General features: G+C 42.6%; 15 protein-coding genes. All 15 read right to left on the bottom strand.

Features of this window, described 5'->3' with window-relative positions; all coding sequences use genetic code 11:
* Window position 1: 1 nt before the first annotated feature.
* Window positions 2-148 carry a hypothetical protein gene (locus tag LK416_02815; GenBank protein ID UEA75131.1) on the bottom strand — a complete coding sequence of 49 codons (147 nt, stop codon included), beginning with the start codon at window positions 146-148 and terminating at the stop codon, window positions 2-4.
* Entirely contained in the window at window positions 135-1,484 is a 1,350-nt protein-coding gene (locus LK416_02810; protein UEA75130.1) for a bifunctional folylpolyglutamate synthase/dihydrofolate synthase, read from the bottom strand. The genes LK416_02815 and LK416_02810 overlap by 14 nt, the downstream gene beginning before the upstream one ends.
* Before the next feature lie 12 nt (window positions 1,485-1,496).
* Entirely contained in the window at window positions 1,497-1,991 is a 495-nt protein-coding gene (queF, locus tag LK416_02805) for a preQ(1) synthase (protein UEA75129.1), read from the bottom strand.
* Between the two features lie 14 nt (window positions 1,992-2,005).
* On the bottom strand, window positions 2,006-3,232 hold the full coding sequence (locus LK416_02800) for an acetylornithine/succinylornithine family transaminase (GenBank protein ID UEA75128.1): 1,227 nt from the start codon (window positions 3,230-3,232) through the stop codon (window positions 2,006-2,008).
* Window positions 3,233-3,273: 41 nt separating this feature from the next.
* Window positions 3,274-5,034: an ABC transporter ATP-binding protein/permease gene (locus LK416_02795; protein UEA75127.1), complete on the bottom strand. Its 1,761-nt coding sequence runs from the start codon at window positions 5,032-5,034 to the stop codon at window positions 3,274-3,276.
* Window positions 5,035-5,050: 16 nt separating this feature from the next.
* Window positions 5,051-6,832 carry an ABC transporter ATP-binding protein/permease gene (locus tag LK416_02790; protein UEA75126.1) on the bottom strand — a complete coding sequence of 594 codons (1,782 nt, stop codon included), beginning with the start codon at window positions 6,830-6,832 and terminating at the stop codon, window positions 5,051-5,053.
* A gap of 210 nt (window positions 6,833-7,042) precedes the next feature.
* Window positions 7,043-7,783, bottom strand: a complete 741-nt coding sequence (locus LK416_02785) for a YebC/PmpR family DNA-binding transcriptional regulator (GenBank protein ID UEA75125.1) — start codon at window positions 7,781-7,783, stop codon at window positions 7,043-7,045.
* 98 nt (window positions 7,784-7,881) lie between these two features.
* The gene (locus LK416_02780) at window positions 7,882-8,688 is read right to left on the bottom strand and encodes a hemolysin family protein (GenBank protein UEA75124.1); all 807 of its coding nucleotides are present in this window, start codon (window positions 8,686-8,688) and stop codon (window positions 7,882-7,884) included.
* Window positions 8,689-8,901: 213 nt separating this feature from the next.
* Window positions 8,902-9,246: a type II toxin-antitoxin system PemK/MazF family toxin gene (locus tag LK416_02775; GenBank protein ID UEA75123.1), complete on the bottom strand. Its 345-nt coding sequence runs from the start codon at window positions 9,244-9,246 to the stop codon at window positions 8,902-8,904.
* Between the two features lie 70 nt (window positions 9,247-9,316).
* Window positions 9,317-10,483, bottom strand: a complete 1,167-nt coding sequence (gene alr, locus LK416_02770; GenBank protein ID UEA75122.1) for an alanine racemase — start codon at window positions 10,481-10,483, stop codon at window positions 9,317-9,319.
* Between the two features lie 26 nt (window positions 10,484-10,509).
* Window positions 10,510-12,060: an NAD(P)H-hydrate dehydratase gene (locus tag LK416_02765; protein UEA75121.1), complete on the bottom strand. Its 1,551-nt coding sequence runs from the start codon at window positions 12,058-12,060 to the stop codon at window positions 10,510-10,512.
* A gap of 88 nt (window positions 12,061-12,148) precedes the next feature.
* The gene (ftsZ, locus tag LK416_02760; protein UEA75120.1) at window positions 12,149-13,420 is read right to left on the bottom strand and encodes a cell division protein FtsZ; all 1,272 of its coding nucleotides are present in this window, start codon (window positions 13,418-13,420) and stop codon (window positions 12,149-12,151) included.
* A 203-nt stretch (window positions 13,421-13,623) separates the two neighbouring features.
* A complete protein-coding gene (locus LK416_02755; GenBank protein UEA75119.1) occupies window positions 13,624-14,388 on the bottom strand; it encodes a cell division protein FtsQ/DivIB in 765 nt (254 codons plus the stop codon).
* Between the two features lie 27 nt (window positions 14,389-14,415).
* Window positions 14,416-15,561, bottom strand: coding sequence for a putative lipid II flippase FtsW (ftsW, locus tag LK416_02750; GenBank protein ID UEA75118.1), 1,146 nt, complete (start codon window positions 15,559-15,561; stop codon window positions 14,416-14,418).
* Between the two features lie 5 nt (window positions 15,562-15,566).
* Window positions 15,567-16,922, bottom strand: coding sequence for a UDP-N-acetylmuramoyl-L-alanine--D-glutamate ligase (murD, locus tag LK416_02745; protein ID UEA75117.1), 1,356 nt, complete (start codon window positions 16,920-16,922; stop codon window positions 15,567-15,569).
* Window positions 16,923-16,939: the final 17 nt, after the last annotated feature.

The raw sequence follows: 16,939 nt of genomic DNA, 5'->3' as shown, positions 1-16,939 counted from the left end.
CTTATTTCTCCGTTTCCTTTGCTACACGAAGCATCTCCTGCATAATATCCGAGATATCCTTCAGATCATTATTATAAATGGCATCTTCTGCCTGATCTACTTCCAGAGTCGGTCTGAATTTTTTTACTTCTTCATCAAAGTTTATCATGATATTCCTCCATATTTGCAGATTGCTCTTTTATCCCTGAAAGCCATCGTTTAACTTCACCAACCAGATAAAGAGAACCCACACAATAGACTGCTGAATCTGTAATCTGTTCTTTATAACGGATAGCGGCATTCATTGCTTCTGCAATATCCTCATATGCCTCCACCGCATGTCCTGTGTATTTTCGAAATCTGTCAGCGATCAATGCAACAGGTGCTTTCCGTTTATTATCCACACTCGTAACTATGATCTTCTCAAATGAAAGTTCTTCTGTCAGATCCCGTATCATCGTATCATAATCCTTATCCTTTACTGCTGCAAAGACCAGGATCTTCTTTTTCTTCGTATAAAGCGTCCGAAGTGTTCTGCAATAACATTCGACCGCTTCCGGATTATGCGCACCATCTACAAACAGATCAGGTGCAATCTCCTCCATCCTGCCTTCCCATGAAAAATCAAGCAATCCGCTTCTGACTGCCTGCTCTATCCTGACATCAGCACCTGCATTTTTCTCGTATTCCATATCCCTGATCTGCATCAGGATATCAAAGGATGCAACTGCAAGGCAGGTATTTTCGACCTGATAAAGAGACGTTTTCGGTATCCTCAAATGGTCATAATTATAATACCGATTATGAAATGAAAAATCAATGGTTTTATCATCTATTTCATTTATTATATAGTTTGATTTTTCGACCGCTGTTACGGCAGAATCCAATTCTTTTGCACAAGTCTCTATGATTCCAGACGAAACCGCATCCCGCTTGAAATATACGACCGGAACTGACGGTTTGATGATCCCTGCTTTCTCTCCTGCGATCTTAGCGATCGTATCTCCAAGATATTCCATATGATCAAGTCCTACCGATGTGATGATGCAAAGCTCCGGTCTTACGACATTAGTTGCATCCAGCCTGCCACCCATTCCGGTCTCATAAATCACATAATCCGGCTGCTTCTTCTCATAATAAACAGCCGCCATCGCAAACATCACTTCAAAGAAAGACGGATGAACGATGAACTTCTTCCGCACCTGCTCAAACGCCCATGTAAAATCTTCATCCGATATCATTTCATCATCATATCGGATCCGCTCATTGATCGAGACAAGATGCGGTGATGTAAACAATCCTACATGAAAGCCTGCATGCATCAGTATCGTAGCAAGCGCCTTTGCCGTTGATCCCTTACCGTTTGTTCCTGCTATATGGATCACTTTACTCTTATCCTGCGGATTCCCTAAACGTTCAAGAAGACTGGCAAGATTCTCTGTGCCAATCTTCTGTGCGAACAGTGGAATGCTTAGGATATACTCAACTGTTTCCCTGTAATTCATCTGACATTCCGCCTATCTGTTATCTATCTTTTCCGGATACAGGTCATGATTTGACATTCTGTTCCATGCAACTTCTTCCCATTTTGTTCCCGGTCTTCCGTAATTACAATATGGATCGATCGAGATACCGCCTCTCGGAGTGAATTTGCCCCAGACTTCAATATATTTCGGATCCATCAATTTGATCAGATCCTTCATGATAATGTTCATGCAGTCCTCATGGAAATCTCCGTGATTTCTGAAACTGAACAAATATAATTTTAAAGACTTGCTCTCTACCATCTTCACATCCGGAACATAGGATATATATACGGTTGCAAAATCCGGCTGTCCCGTGATCGGACATAAGCTGGTAAATTCCGGACAATTGAACTTGACAAAATAATCATTGTCCTGATGTTTATTGATAAAGGTCTGTAACATCTCTGGTGCATAGTCCATGCTGTATTTTACATTCTTATTGCCGAGAAGTGTTACATCTTCCATTTCTTCTGCGGTTCTTCCCATCTTCTGTTACCTCCTTATGCATCTGCTTCTTCTGCTGCCTTTGACACACATTTGATCAGGATCTGAACAGCCTTATCGCACTGTTCCTTTGTTACGATCAGTGGCGGTGCCATACGGATCACATTTGGTCTTACCGCTGTGATCAACAGTCTGTTCTCAACAGCCAGATGCTTTACTTCGTTTGCGATCGGTTTGGTGAATTCAACGCCAACCAGAAGTCCGCGTCCGCGTACTTCCTTCACATACGGAAGGGAATAAAGCTGTTCTGCAAAATAAGCTCCTGTCTCTTTTGCATTCTCTGCAAGATGATTGTCTAAGATCTCATCGATCTCTGCAAGTGCGGCTGCACAGCATACAGGATTGGCTGCATAAGTAGAACCATGTGCCCCCGGTGTAAATGCACTTGCAAGCTCTGCTGATGTACAAAGTGCGCCGATCGGCATACCGCCGCCGATTGCTTTTGCCATAGATACCATATCAGGCTTCACTCCATAGGTCATAAATGCCATCGTATCTCCGCATCTGCCCCATCCGGTCTGTACCTCATCGAATAACAACAGGATGCCGGTCTCGTCACAGTAAGCACGAAGTCCTTTTAAGAATTCCTCCGTTGCCGGATATACACCACCCTCGCCCTGAACAGGCTCTACCATGATTGCAACTGTGTCTTTGGTACATTTGCTCTTGAAATCCTCAAGATTATTGAACTCTGCATATGTGAAGCCCGGAAGCATCGGCTTGAAACCGATCTGACATGCATTGTCCGGCTGTCCGGTTGCTGATAACGCTCCATAGGTTCTGCCATGGAAGCTGTTAATGGCTGTAACGATATGATAATGCTCCGGTCCGTAATGATCGGTTCCGTATTTTCTTGCCATCTTGATCATTGCTTCATTTGTCTCTGTTCCTGAATTCTGGAACAGAACCTTCTCCATACCGATCGTCTCACAAATCTTCTTTGCAAGCAGGATCATAGGAAGTGTATATGCGTAATTGGATGCATGGATCACATTCTGGCACTGGTCTGCGATCGCTGCCGCAACTTTCTTGTTACAGTTACCGGTACTGTTTACTGCGATGCCGCCGAAGAAGTCAAGATATTCATTCCCTTCCTCATCGTACACATACATGCCGTCTCCCTTTTCTTCAATAAAATTCCATCTTCTGGACTGCTCGGCGAGGTATTTGTCTACTATGTCAAGTAATTCGTCTTTTGTATATCCGCTTTCACTAACTTTCATCTTCCTGTCTCCTTTATATAAATACAAATTTTTAGTTCCTACTAATGTGCAAACTGTGAATTGTAAAGGGTGTAATAGAATCCTTTCTGTGCTAAAAGTGATTCATGATTACCCTGCTCTATGATATGTCCATCCTTCATAACCAGTATAATATCAGATTCTTTGATCGTTGACAAACGATGCGCTACGACAAAGCTCGTTCTTCCCTTCATCATCTTCGCAAATGCACGCTGGATCCGGATCTCGGTTCTTGTATCGATCGATGATGTTGCTTCATCAAGGATCAGCATCGGTGGCAGATCAAGCATAACTCTGGTAATACATAAGAGCTGTTTCTGTCCCTGTGACAGTCCGCCGCCATCCTCTGATATCATGGTATCATACCCCTCCGGCAAACGCTTGATAAAGCTGTGTGCGTGGGACTGTTTTGCTGCTTCTATAATCTCCTCATCCGTCGCATCCGGTCTTCCGTATGCGATATTCTCCTTGATCGTTCCGGTCTTTAACCAGGTCTCCTGAAGAACCATACCATAGTTATCACGAAGGCTCTCTCTCGTTACCTGACGAATATCATGGTCATCTACAGAAATGGCTCCGGCATCTACATCATAGAACCGCATTAAAAGATTGATAACGGTACTCTTACCACATCCGGTCGGTCCGACGATCGCTACACGCTTACCCGGTTCAACCTTCAGATTCAGATTCTTGATCAGTTCTACATCTTTATTATAAGAGAAATCCACATGAGACAGATCCACCTGTCCATCTGCTTTCTCGATCACATAGGCATCCGCAGGCTCCGCGATCTCCGGTTCTTCATCGATCAGCTCAAATACTCTGGCTGCGGATGCAAGTGCATTCTGAAGCTCCGTTACGACGCCTGAGATCTCATTAAATGGCTTTGTATACTGGTTTGCATAGCTTAAAAAGCTGGTAAGCTGACCAACGGATATTCTTCCCTTGATCGCCATGACCGCACCGATGATGCCAACGCCGGTATATACTAAGCTGTTTACAAAACGGGTACACGGATTGGTAATAGATGAGAAGAAGGTCGCATCCAGTCCTGCCTTATTCAATCTCTTATTTACTTCGTTAAAGCTGTCATTTACATTTTCTTCCATGGAAAAGGCTGTTACAACCTTCTGGTTTTCTACCATCTCATTAACAAGTGATGTCATCTCACCCTTGATCTCTGCCTGCTTTCTGAACATATGGTAGGTTTTCTTTGCGATAAATGCCGCAACAAACAGAGAAACCGGAGTGATCACAACAACCGCAACCGTGATCACAGCGTTAATCGATAACATGAAACAAAGCGTTCCAACGATAGTCATAACACCGGTAAATAACTGTGTAAAGCCCATCAGCAGACCATCTGAAAACTGGTCTACATCTGCGATCACACGGCTTACGATATCACCATGGGTGTGAGAATCCACATAGGATAACGGAAGCTGTTCTAACTTCTTATATGCAGATGTACGGACATCATTTACAACATGATAGGTAACTTTATTATTCAATATATTCATGATCCACTGGCAGACTGCCGTAACCGCAACTACGATCACAAAACGGATTGCCAGTGTCTTTAAGGCTCCGAAATCAACGGCTCCTTTTCCGACGATCTTATCTACCATATGTCCGGTAATGATCGGTGCATATAAGGTCAGAACAACGGATATCGCTGCACAGATCAGGGAAAGGACAACTAAGAAACTGTATCGTTTGATATACTTTAATATTCTGCCAAGTGTTTTCTTATTGACAGACGTACTTTTTTCTTTTTTACTCATCGTCGCTTCCTCCTTCCTATGCCATTGCATTTCCGGCAGAAGTCTTTTTACCGGATACTTCATTTGCCGATAACTGTGACTGACATATCTCCTGATATACCTCACAGGACTGTAACAATTCTTCGTGGGTTCCGATACCTGCAACCTGTCCATCATCTAATACAATGATCTGATCGGCTCCCATGATCGTCGATGCTCGTTGGGAAACGATAAATACGGTCATACCCTTTGTCTGCTCTTTGATCGCACGCCGAAGAGCTGCGTCTGTTGCAAAGTCAAGTGCCGACGCACTGTCATCCATGATCAGGATCTCAGGCTTTCTTACAACTGCTCTTGCGATCGTAAGACGCTGCTTCTGCCCACCGGATAAGTTCTTGCCACCCTGTGTAATCTTAAAGTTCATGCCATCTGTTTTCTGATCAACGAATTCTTTTGCCTGTGCGATCGTAAGTGCCTCATTGATCTCTTCTTCCGTTGCGTCATTTTTACCCCAGCGGATATTCTCGGCGATCGTGCCCTGGAACAGAACTGCCTTCTGCGGAACCACACCTACCTTCATTCGAAGGGAACGGAGATCATAGTCCTTTACATCCACACCATCGATCTTAACCGCACCACCGGTGGCATCATAGAATCTCGGGATCAGGTTGACCAGAGAACTCTTACCGGAACCCGTACCACCGATAATACCGATCGTTTCTCCTGCTTTTGCCGTAAAGGATATACCGGTCAGTGAATCTTCCGATGCTTTACCATACCGTAAGGCTACGTTGTCAAATACCACCTTAGGAACATCCTGTCCGGCTGCCTTCTGTGCTTCTGATAAAGCAGAACCTTCTGCAACCTCTGTGATCGATGGCTTCGTATCAAACACAACATTGATTCTCTTTGCACATGCGATCGACTTTGTGATGTTAATGATCAGATTGGCAAGCTTTACAAGCTCAACTAAGATCTGTGACATGTAGTTGATCAGTGCAACAACCTTACCTTGTGACAGGATACCGATATCGGTCTGTCCGGCTGCAATCCAGATGATCGCAACAGTTGCAAGATTGATGATCACATATGTGACAGGATTTAAGAATGCCGAGATTCTTCCGACATACAACTGAATATCCATCAGATCATCGGTTGACTTATCGAATTCATCAACCTCTTTTTGCTGTCTGTTAAATGCCCGGATCACACGGGCACCTTCCAGATTCTCTCGGGTCAGAAGCATGACCTTATCCAGTCTTGCCTGTACCTTCTTAAACAATGGAATGCTGACAAGCATAATTCCGAATACAACGATCGACAATGCCGGTATTGTAACCACAAAGGTCATGGCTGATTTGACATCGATCGTAAATGACATGATCATCGCACCGAATACGATAAACGGAGAACGTAGGAACAAACGGAGCACCAGATTGACACCTGTCTGGATCTGGTTGATATCACTGGTCATTCGAGTAAGCAGTGTCGATGTTCCGATCGTATCGATCTCATTATAAGAAAGACTTGTGATATGACGGAACAGATCACTTCGAAGTGCCGTTCCGAATCCGGTTGCTGCTTTTGCGGAAAAATACTGTGCTGTCAGAGAACAGCTCAGGCCGATGATACCAAGTGCAATCATAACGAGACACATCCGAAGAACATATCCCATGTCCTGATTCTTAATACCGGTATCAATAATATGTGCCATTACGATCGGGATCAGCAGTTCGAAACAGGCTTCCAGCATTTTAAATAATGGTGCCAGAACCGATTCTTTTTTATAGTCCCGTAAATATCTTAATATTCCCTTCATTCTACGCTCCTACTCTTGTTGTAAAATGTATATATGCTCTCTGCATTTGTTTTTAACATACCATATGCCAGGCGTGCTGCCAAACGGCTTTCTGCCGTCCTGCTGCCTGCCTGGCATACATATATGGTAGAATCTCCACACCCCCTTACATAAAATTGCATGTGGATTCTGTGGAAATTCTTTCATGCACAAATGGCATGAACGATATAATTATTCCTCATCCGGAAGATTTGCATTGTGATATACGGCCTGTACATCATCATCTTCATCTAAGAGATCCAGAATTCTTGTAAACTTCTTTACAACCTCAGGATCTGTCAGATCTACATAGTTCTGTGGGATCATGGTAAGCTCTGCTTCTGCCATCTTGATTCCCTCTTTTTCAAGAGCCTCTCTGACTGCTGAGAAATCATCCGGTGTTGTGATGATCTCAAAGCTGTCTTCCTCTTCACTGAAATCCTCAGCTCCGGCATCCAGTGCCATCATCATAAGATCATCTGCATCCATATCACATTCTTCTTTATCGATAATGATCTGTCCTTTATTATCAAACATATAAGATACACAACCGGTCGTTCCTACGTTTCCGCCGCCCTTTGTAAATGCGTTTCTTACATTTGCAGCCGTTCTGTTCTTATTATCTGTAAGAGTATCAACGATGATCGCTGTACCGTTCGGACCATATCCTTCGTATGTATTAGCAACATAATTTACTGAGTTTGCATCACCTGCTGCTCTGTCGATACCACGCTTGATCGTATCGTTTGGCATATTGTTTGCCTTTGCCTTTGCGATTACATCACGAAGCTTACTGTTGTTATCAGGGTTTGCACCACCTTCTTTTACAGCGATTGCAATTTCCTTACCGATAATGGTAAAGATCTTACCCTTTGCAGCATCGTTCTTTTCTTTCTTATGTTTAATATTTGCAAATTTTGAATGTCCTGACATTTTTTTACTCCTTAACTCTGTAATTCTATCTTTTGAATATCCATTTTCGGATATCGGTTTCTTTTTTGAAGCTTTATAAGCCCAACTGGTTCATAATATCATACCTGATTTTCATTTTCAACCTTGGTTATCCGCACCTTATCGATCATCTTATCCTTGATCCCAATGGTCTCAAAATTATATCCCTTATATGTAATATCTATTTTTTCGTTCTCATAAGGGAGCCTTCCCAGTTCATACAGCATAAACCCGTTCAGTGTCTGAAAATCCTCATCTGGAAACTCAATTCCCAGATGTTCCGACAATTCATCCAGTTCTGCTCTGCCGCCCACGATATATCCATGACCCGCAAGTGCAATATCATCTTCATCATCGTCGTATTCATCAAAAATATTGCCGACAATTTCTTCCAGAATATCTTCCATCGCTATGATGCCTTCTGTCTGACCATACTCATCCACCACAATAACCATATGGATTTTCTCTTTCTGCATCCGTTTGAATAATTCCGATATATTCTTAGTCGGATGCACAAATGTCGGCTCAACCATGATCTGTTCGATCGTCTGGTTCTTATCCTGCAGATACGCTTTTACAAAATCTTTAAAATAAAGGATTCCGACTATATTGTCCAGATCATCATCAAACACCGGATATCTGGAATAATTATTCTCCAGCATGATCTTGATCGTTTCATCCATTGTGGTATGTTTGTCGATTCCAACTACATCGGAACGCGGAGTCATAACATCCCGGACTTCTTTCTCACTGAATTCAAAAATATTTGTGATCATCTCTACTTCGTCATCATGAATGAGTCCCTGTTCATTTCCCTCGTTGACCATGGAAATAATCTCTTCCTCAACTTTTTCTTCATCAGCTTTTCTGTTATTAAATAATTTCATATACCAGACAGTCTCTGTCTACAAATCACCTCTCCTGTTCGTTTCATTCTGCATTCATTCTTAATCCCATACGAATGCAAATATAATGGAAATATATCATTAATTCCAACATTCGTCAATTTTTTCATATGAGAATCTGCATAATCCGTATTCATATGGAAATCTGTATAACTGTATGATTATACAATGTCTGTAATTACCATGCCACAAAGATCAATACAGATCCAGACTGATCTTTAATGCAATATCTACCTTTTTCAGAATGTCATCTCCCATATGGCATACTTTTTCTTTTAATCTCTGTTTATCGATCGTACGCACCTGTTCCAACAGCACAACCGAATCCTTTGCCAGATCATACCGACTGGAATCAATCTCAACATGTGTAGGCAGCTTCGCCTTGTTCATCTTGCTGGTGATCGCTGCACAAATCACCGTAGAACTGTGTTTATTTCCCGCTTCATTCTGTATGATAAGTACCGGTCTGACTCCTCCCTGTTCCGAACCAACGACAGGTCGTAAATCAGCATAAAATATATCGCCTCTTCTGATTACCAATTCTTTTCACTCCATTTATTTATTAATATCTTCTGTTGTGAAAAGTATTTCCAATTCTATTCTATGATATTCAGTTCCGGCGTAGATAATTCACTTCCCCGACTTCTTTTCCATCCCTAATATAGACTCTTGGTACACGTCTTCCGATATTACAGATCAGTTCATAGTTGAAGCTGTTTGCCGGTTCCGCAACTTCTTCCACCGTGATCTCTTTATCTCCGCATTTTCCGATCAGAACAACTGTATCACCGACTGCCGTCTCCGGTATATCACTTACATCGATCATAAACTGATCCATACAGACACGTCCGGTGATTGGTGCATACTTACCATGAATGATCACACGTCCGATATTGGACTGTGCTCTTGGATATCCGTCAGCATAACCGGCAGACACGGTTGCTATTCTCATATCATGCGGTGCGACAAATGTCCATCCATAGCCGATACCTGTTCCTGCTTTCACATCCTTCACATGAACTACCTTGGCAAGTAGTTCCATTGCCGGCTTAAGTGCCGCGATCGAATGATCGACTTCATCCGATGGATATAGTCCGTATGTTACGATACCGGATCTTACCATATCAAAGCCTTCATTATCCATCTCCATGATTCCTGCGCTGTTTGATATATGCTTTACAGGAATCGATATACCCCGTTCTTCTAATCTGCCGATCACAGACCGGAATAACGCAAGCTGTCCATTTGCAGCTGTTTTATCGTATTCGTCCGCCTTTGAATAATGTGTAAATATTCCCTCGACCTCAATTCCCGGCATATGCGCAATCTCTACGATATCATTGATACCTGCATCATCACACTGGAAGCCGATCCGACTCATACCGGTATCCATCTTGATATGGATCTTTGCTTTTGTTCCTTTCTTTACCGCATCATCTGAGAGAATGGCACATTCAGCTTTATCATACATAGCAGGTCTTACATCGTATGTGATCAGTTCATCATACTCTGATGGGTCTGTATATCCAAGTATCAACAATGGCTTCTCACATCCTGCATGACGAAGCTCTACCGCCTCATCAATACAGGCAATGGCATAAAAGTCTGCCAGATCAGAAAGGGCTCTTGAAACCTCTACTGCTCCGTGGCCATAGGCATCTGCTTTGATCACGGCAAGCATCTTCATGCTCTCCGGCACACATGCCTTCATCATTTTTATATTTTCTCTGATATTATCCAGATTGATATCTGCTTCTATTCTTCTATATTTATTCATTTGTCTGCGCCTCTGCCTATTATATTTTATACATAAGAACTCATGACCGGACCGATCTCATCGATCAGACTGCCGGCGGTCATAGCCGCCTTTCCATACCGTTTCTTTGCACGATCCCCTGCCAGTCCGTGTATATACACCCCAAGTCTTGCTGCCTCTGCCGGAGATATTCCACCGGCGGATAGCCCTGCGATCATTCCTGCAAGGACATCACCTGATCCTGCTGTTGCCATGCCATCATTACCCGAAGTGTTCATGTAAGTATGCACACCTCCTGCACTGACACAGGTTCTTGCATCTTTTAATACACACACAAGTGTTTCTGCTTCCGCAAATATCCTACACTCACGAATCGGTGCTTCTTTTAATTCAGCCACTGTCTTTCCTGTCAGTCTGGACATTTCCTTTATATGTGGTGTAATAACAAGTGATATATTTCCCGTCTGTCTGCTTATCTCTCCTGCCGTAAGCAAATCTTTATGAGCTGATAAAAGATTAAGGCCATCGGCATCAACAACGATCGTTCCTTTGAAATCCTCCAACACTGTCTTAAGCATACATTCCGCTTCTTTTCCGGTTCCGATACCCGGTCCGATCAGTATAACATCTGCCCATGCACATGCATCCTCTGCACAGAGGACAGCCGTTTTCTCATCCTGATATGTCTTCATCAATGCCTCCGGTAGATATCCGCCTACGATCACTCTGTTATCCTTATGGGTATATACCTTTACCATACCACTTCCAACCCGGTAGGCTGCCGATGCCGCAAGACAGGCTGCTCCCGATATCTCCTGACTACCGGCTATGACTGCTACTTTCCCAAATGTACCTTTATTTCCGTCTTCTGCTCTTTTTGGAAGACGCATCAAGTCTTTTTCTTCGTATGTATATATTTCCGGCATTACTATATCGACTGCTTTTCCCGGAAATCCTATATCTTTTACAAGGATTTCTCCGCAACAAGCACATCCCGGATAAAGTACCATTCCGACCTTCATTAATCCCATTGTTACTGTAAGATCCGCCTTTACTGCAACATTCATCACCTGCCCGGTAGTTGCCGACACCCCGGATGGAATATCTATCGATACGACATATGCCGGAGTATCATTGATCTTCTCAATAATTTTTTGATGAATACCCCTGATATCCCGTTTTAATCCTACACCAAATATCGCATCAACGATAATATCATACTTCTGATCAGGATATTCATCAAGAAGCTTTATACCGAGCTGCTCTAAAATATTCTGCTGAACAGCAAAGCTCTCCGTTGCTTTCCGGATCTGCCCTATGCAATATACATCCGTCTGATAACCCTTTTCTGACAAGATCCGCGCTACTGCCAATCCATCGCCGCCATTATTTCCCTTTTCAACAATAATCAGAACCTTAATATCTGCCATGGTTTCTACACATTGTCCGCTTCTCTGATCAATCGGAAATCTATTTTCAATTTCTCCTGCTACAGCCATAGCCGCTCGCTCCATTAATACGATTCCCGGGATTCCGATCTGATCGATCGAGTTACGATCAATCTCCTGCATCTCATTCCCTGTTGCAAGAAATTTCATAAAACTGCTACCTCCTTCCGTTGGTATATACAAATGCCATGGCTATTACGCCATGGCATTTGTATATATCTGATTGCATTTCTGCTATTTATCTTTTCTTTAAAAACTCAGGTATTCTGATACTGTCATTTGCCTGTGCTGCAGGTCTTGCCGGCTTTGGTGTCGGTGCACTGACATGTGGTTCAACCGGTGTCGTTGTTCTTGTTGTGTTCGGAACTACCGGCTTTACTGTCTGTGCGGAAGAAGCCTCTGACAGGAATGTAGGTCTGATCGATGAACTGCTAAGTGCCTGTCCACCATAAGTAGGTGTCGTTGTCTTTCTTGTCTCACTAAATGAAGCTGTTGTATTCACACTGTCAAGCTTTGGAGCAGCGGTTCCCGCAAATCTGCTTACAGGCGCAGCTGTCTCAGCTTTCTCAAGTCCTGTTGCGATAATCGTGATACTGATCTCCTCACCCATATTATCATTATCAACCGTACCAAAGATGATGTTTACACCATCGCCAGCCTGTTCGGTAAGATAAGTAACTGCATCGTACGCTTCTACGATGCCAATATTTCCTGAGAAGTTTACAATAATATCGGTTGCACCTGATACGGTTGTCTCCAGTAATGGTGAATCCATAGCCTCTTTGATCGCATCAACTGCTTTATTCTCACCGCTTGCTGAACCGATACCGATATGTGCAATACCCTTATCTCTCATAACTGTCTGGATATCAGCAAAGTCAAGGTTGATAAGACCCGGTTTATTGATCAGATCTGTTACACCCTGAACACCCTGCTGAAGAACCTGATCTGCTTTCTTTAACGCATCAGGAATACTTGTTCTCTTATCACAAATCTGCAGTAACTTATCATTTGGAATAACAATCAGGGTATCCACATTCTCTTTTAATCTTGCAATACCATCCATCGCATTCTTCATACGTGGCTTTCCTTCAAAACCAAAAGGCTTTGTTACTACACCAACGGTCAGTATACCAAGATTTCTTGCCATCTCGGCTACAACCGGTGCAGCACCTGTTCCGGTTCCACCACCCATACCACAGGTTACAAATACCATGTTGGCATCCTTTATAATATCAACAATTTCTTCTCTATTCTCCTCAACTGCACTGGCACCGATCTCAGGCTTTGCACCTGCACCAAGTCCCTTTGTCAGCTTCTCACCAATCTGAATCTTAGTTGTGGCTCTGCTTAATGAAAGTGCCTGCTTATCGGTATTGATCGCTATCAGCTCAACACCCTCTACATTTTCATCAATCATTCTGTTTACCGCATTGTTACCTGCGCCACCCACTCCAATTACCAGTATTCTAGCTGGTGTTCTCTCATCGTTAGACTTTATTTCGAGCAAGGTTATTTCCTCCTTCTATATATTTCTTTTATTTCTTGTACGTACGCTCCTACCCCCAGTTTTCTATTCTGTCATAAAATACTTCTCCGCGAAAATATTATCCGCGTGGCAAAAGTATGAGGAGTGTACATCTATATAATCGCATTAATATCTTAATAATACGATTTTTTTATAAATAACGCAACAACTTTTTATCGTAAATTTTACTTATTTTCCTTAAATATTGCATTTCCTGTGCCTGCCGTATAGTCTGTCAGGTCCAATGTTCCGCTTTTTCCTTCAAGTTTTGCAAGAATACTTTCCAGATTCATCAGCTTGTCCTCAAGACCGGTCCCGCTTCCAAGTTCAATCTTTATCTTATCCTTATACAAGACAATCTCGTTATCACTGTTGAACCGGATCTCATCGATCAGGAGCTCGTTCTTATCAATCAACTGTGTCATGGTAAGAATCTCCTGAAACATCGCATCATTGGTTACCGGGAGCTTCTCTCCTACAACGATACGATCAAATTTGAGTCCCTGTATACATGGCACATCAGGAAGCTTCTCAGCCGAAGTCTCAAGCACACGGCCGTCATTATCAAAATAAATATACTGATCCATATAAATCACACAGCCTGCCATGGATTTCTCATATACTGTGATAGTCACTGTATGCTTACCGATCACCTCTAGCTGAAACTTATCAACAAACGTTACATCCTCTACCGGATGAAGTTTGTTTTCAATATAGAAAAATAATGTATTGTCTGCTTTCTTTCCTTTTGTAACAATGTCGATCACTTCATCCTTTGTGTAATGGACATTTCCGGACACCTGTATCTTCGTCAGGCTATAGGACTTTATAACATAAATGTATGCACCCATGCACAGCAACAATAATGCAGCCAAAATGATCAAAAATATCTTTCCGGCTTTCTTCTTTTTCTTCTGTTCAGATTTTTGCACATTCTGTTCTTTCTGCATATCTACATTCATCCTATACTACATCTTCTATCTTCCCGGTTTTATCTGCCTTGCAACTGCAAACATCAGTCCCATTTCAAGTAACAGGAAGAAAATCGAACTGCCACCGTAACTGATAAACGGAAGCGGCACACCTGTCGGAGGTATCGTATTTGTAACAACACTGATATTGATCAATACCTGTACTGCAATATGTGCCATGACCCCAACCGCTATCAATCCTCCAAATCGATCACCTGAATTGATAGCAAGCACTGTACATCTGTAGATCAGTAAAATAAACATTATGATCGTAAGCACAGCTCCAAATAAGCCCAGTTCCTCACATATAACAGAAAATATCATATCATTATGTGATTCCGGAATAAATCCCATCTTCTGAATACTGTTTCCAAGCCCTCTGCCAAAGAATCCACCGGAACCAATCGCGTATAGCGACTGCATGGTCTGGTATCCATCATCGTATTTCTCCGGAGCAAGCCAGATACGGATACGATCTGCACGGTATCCTGCTGTAGCGATAAATACCACACACATCAGGATTCCCAGAACGCCCATCAATATAAAATGCCAGTTCTTCGGGCTCGCTACAAATACAATGATCATCACGATCCCAAAACAGATGATCGCCGTACTCAAGTTCTCGATCGCGATCAACACGATCGTTATGAGCGGAAGCAGGAGCATCTTTGCAAGTCCCTTGATCGTATTCAGGCTTCGGGGTTTTCTGGTACAAATATCTGCTGTATAAACGATCAGTGCCAGCTTTGCAAATTCGGATGGCTGAAAGCCAAATGCTCCGATATATATCCATCTGGTCGAACCATGACTCGCACTTCCTATAATGTACACCAGCACCAGAAGTGCTATTGCCACATACAGAAAATATTTGGAGTATCTCGCATATCTGCGATAATCAATCTTGGATACCAGAAACATTCCAACCAGTGCAACAAGTTCAAAAACAAGCTGTCGTTTTGCAAAATATGTACTGTCGTCATACAATTCATCCGCCCGGTATGAGCTGGTACTGTATACCATAACCAGCCCGAACAGGACAAGCCCCAATACAATTCCAAACAGCGGATAGTCGAAGTAGCGTCCGCTGTACCATAACGGCTGTTTTCTGCTATCTATCTCATTTGTATCTGTTTTCCTGTTTCTGTCATTCAAATATTTCACTCCTTAAAATCGCGGACATATTCTTTGAACATTCTTCCTCGCTGTTCATAATTGTCGAACATTCCCCAGCTTGCACATGCCGGAGAAAGGAGAACTGCTTCCCCATCTTTTGCATTTTCATGACAATATTTTACTGCTTCTAACAGATCGTCTTCAAATACAATATTATGGAATCCGTGTTTTTTGGCAGTCTCTGCAATCTTCTTCGCTGTCTGACCGATCAGAACAAGGCATCTGACTTTTCCGTCAAATGCATCAATCCACTCATCATAAGTAGAGCCTTTATCATAACCTCCACCGATCAGATAGGTTGGTTTTACCATTGCCTGAATTCCCTTGATGGCTGCATCCGGGTTCGTTCCCTTGGAATCATTATAATAATCCACGCCAGCTACAGTCTTTACATACTCTATTCTATGCTCTACAGCCTTAAAGCTTACTGCAACATCACGAATAATATTAACCGGCACTCCCATATAATATGAGATACCGACAGCTGCAAGTACATTTTCAACATTATGTGCCCCAAGCAGGATCAGATCCTTTAACGCAAGAACATCAATCTTTTCTCCGTTTGCTTCAATCTTGATATGACCATCCTCTACATATACACCTCCGGCAGGCTTCTCCAGTCTGCTGAAATATACAACTCTCGGACGAATCCCCTCTGCCATTGCTCTTGTATGTTCATCATCATAGTTTAATACAACCACATCTTCTTCTGTCTGATTTTTTGTAATCGATTTCTTGACATTTCCGTAATTCTCAAATGTATAATGACGATTCAGGTGATCCGGTGTAAGATTTAAGACAGCACTGACATTTGGATGAAAATCCACGATCGTTTCTAACTGAAAGCTGCTGATCTCCGCTACTGTCGCACTGTCGTCATCTGTTGTATCGCAAAGCTCTGTATATGGGATACCGATATTTCCGACTACGATAGTCTTTGGATTCCATGCTTTGACGATCTCTCCGACAAGTGCAGTTGTGGTTGTCTTGCCATTGGTTCCTGTGATCGCAGCGATCTTACCTTTACCGAAATAATATGCAAGTTCAATCTCACTCCATACCGGAATACCTGCTTTTTTTACTTCTTCTACAAAAGCAGAATCAACCGGAATACCGGGGCTTATAACCATAATATCTGTCTGCTTCAATACTTCATCTGTTAATTTCCCAAGAAGGATCGTAACAAGCTCCGACCGGGAAAGCTTCTCCATCAGATCATTCTTATCTCTTTTTTCGTTTTCATCAAACAACGTAACCTTTACGCCGTGCGCGATCAGAAGCTTTGCCGCACTGATTCCGCTCTTACCTGTACCTGCCACTAAAGCATTTTTAAAATTCATTTTTCATATCCTCCGTA

Source organism: Lachnospiraceae bacterium GAM79, from assembly GCA_020735665.1.
In the GTDB taxonomy this organism is placed as follows: Bacteria; Bacillota; Clostridia; order Lachnospirales; family Lachnospiraceae; genus Coprococcus.
The sequence above is the reverse complement of the archived record's forward strand: the minus strand, read 5'-3'. Positions and strand labels throughout refer to the sequence as shown.

What these genes read in the sequence shown, in the direction of transcription:
- LK416_02815 (UEA75131.1), bottom strand. Translation starts at nt 148, where the DNA reads ATGATAAACTTTGATGAAGAAGTAAAAAAATTCAGACCGACTCTGGAA.
- queF (UEA75129.1), bottom strand. Translation starts at nt 1,991, where the DNA reads ATGGGAAGAACCGCAGAAGAAATGGAAGATGTAACACTTCTCGGCAAT.
- LK416_02795 (UEA75127.1), bottom strand. Translation starts at nt 5,034, where the DNA reads ATGAGTAAAAAAGAAAAAAGTACGTCTGTCAATAAGAAAACACTTGGC.
- LK416_02790 (UEA75126.1), bottom strand. Translation starts at nt 6,832, where the DNA reads ATGAAGGGAATATTAAGATATTTACGGGACTATAAAAAAGAATCGGTT.
- LK416_02765 (UEA75121.1), bottom strand. Translation starts at nt 12,060, where the DNA reads ATGAAATTTCTTGCAACAGGGAATGAGATGCAGGAGATTGATCGTAAC.
- LK416_02755 (UEA75119.1), bottom strand. Translation starts at nt 14,388, where the DNA reads ATGCAGAAAGAACAGAATGTGCAAAAATCTGAACAGAAGAAAAAGAAG.
- LK416_02785 (UEA75125.1), bottom strand. Translation starts at nt 7,783, where the DNA reads ATGTCAGGACATTCAAAATTTGCAAATATTAAACATAAGAAAGAAAAG.
- murD (UEA75117.1), bottom strand. Translation starts at nt 16,922, where the DNA reads ATGAATTTTAAAAATGCTTTAGTGGCAGGTACAGGTAAGAGCGGAATC.
- alr (UEA75122.1), bottom strand. Translation starts at nt 10,483, where the DNA reads ATGAATAAATATAGAAGAATAGAAGCAGATATCAATCTGGATAATATC.
- LK416_02780 (UEA75124.1), bottom strand. Translation starts at nt 8,688, where the DNA reads ATGAAATTATTTAATAACAGAAAAGCTGATGAAGAAAAAGTTGAGGAA.
- LK416_02800 (UEA75128.1), bottom strand. Translation starts at nt 3,232, where the DNA reads ATGAAAGTTAGTGAAAGCGGATATACAAAAGACGAATTACTTGACATA.
- LK416_02810 (UEA75130.1), bottom strand. Translation starts at nt 1,484, where the DNA reads ATGAATTACAGGGAAACAGTTGAGTATATCCTAAGCATTCCACTGTTC.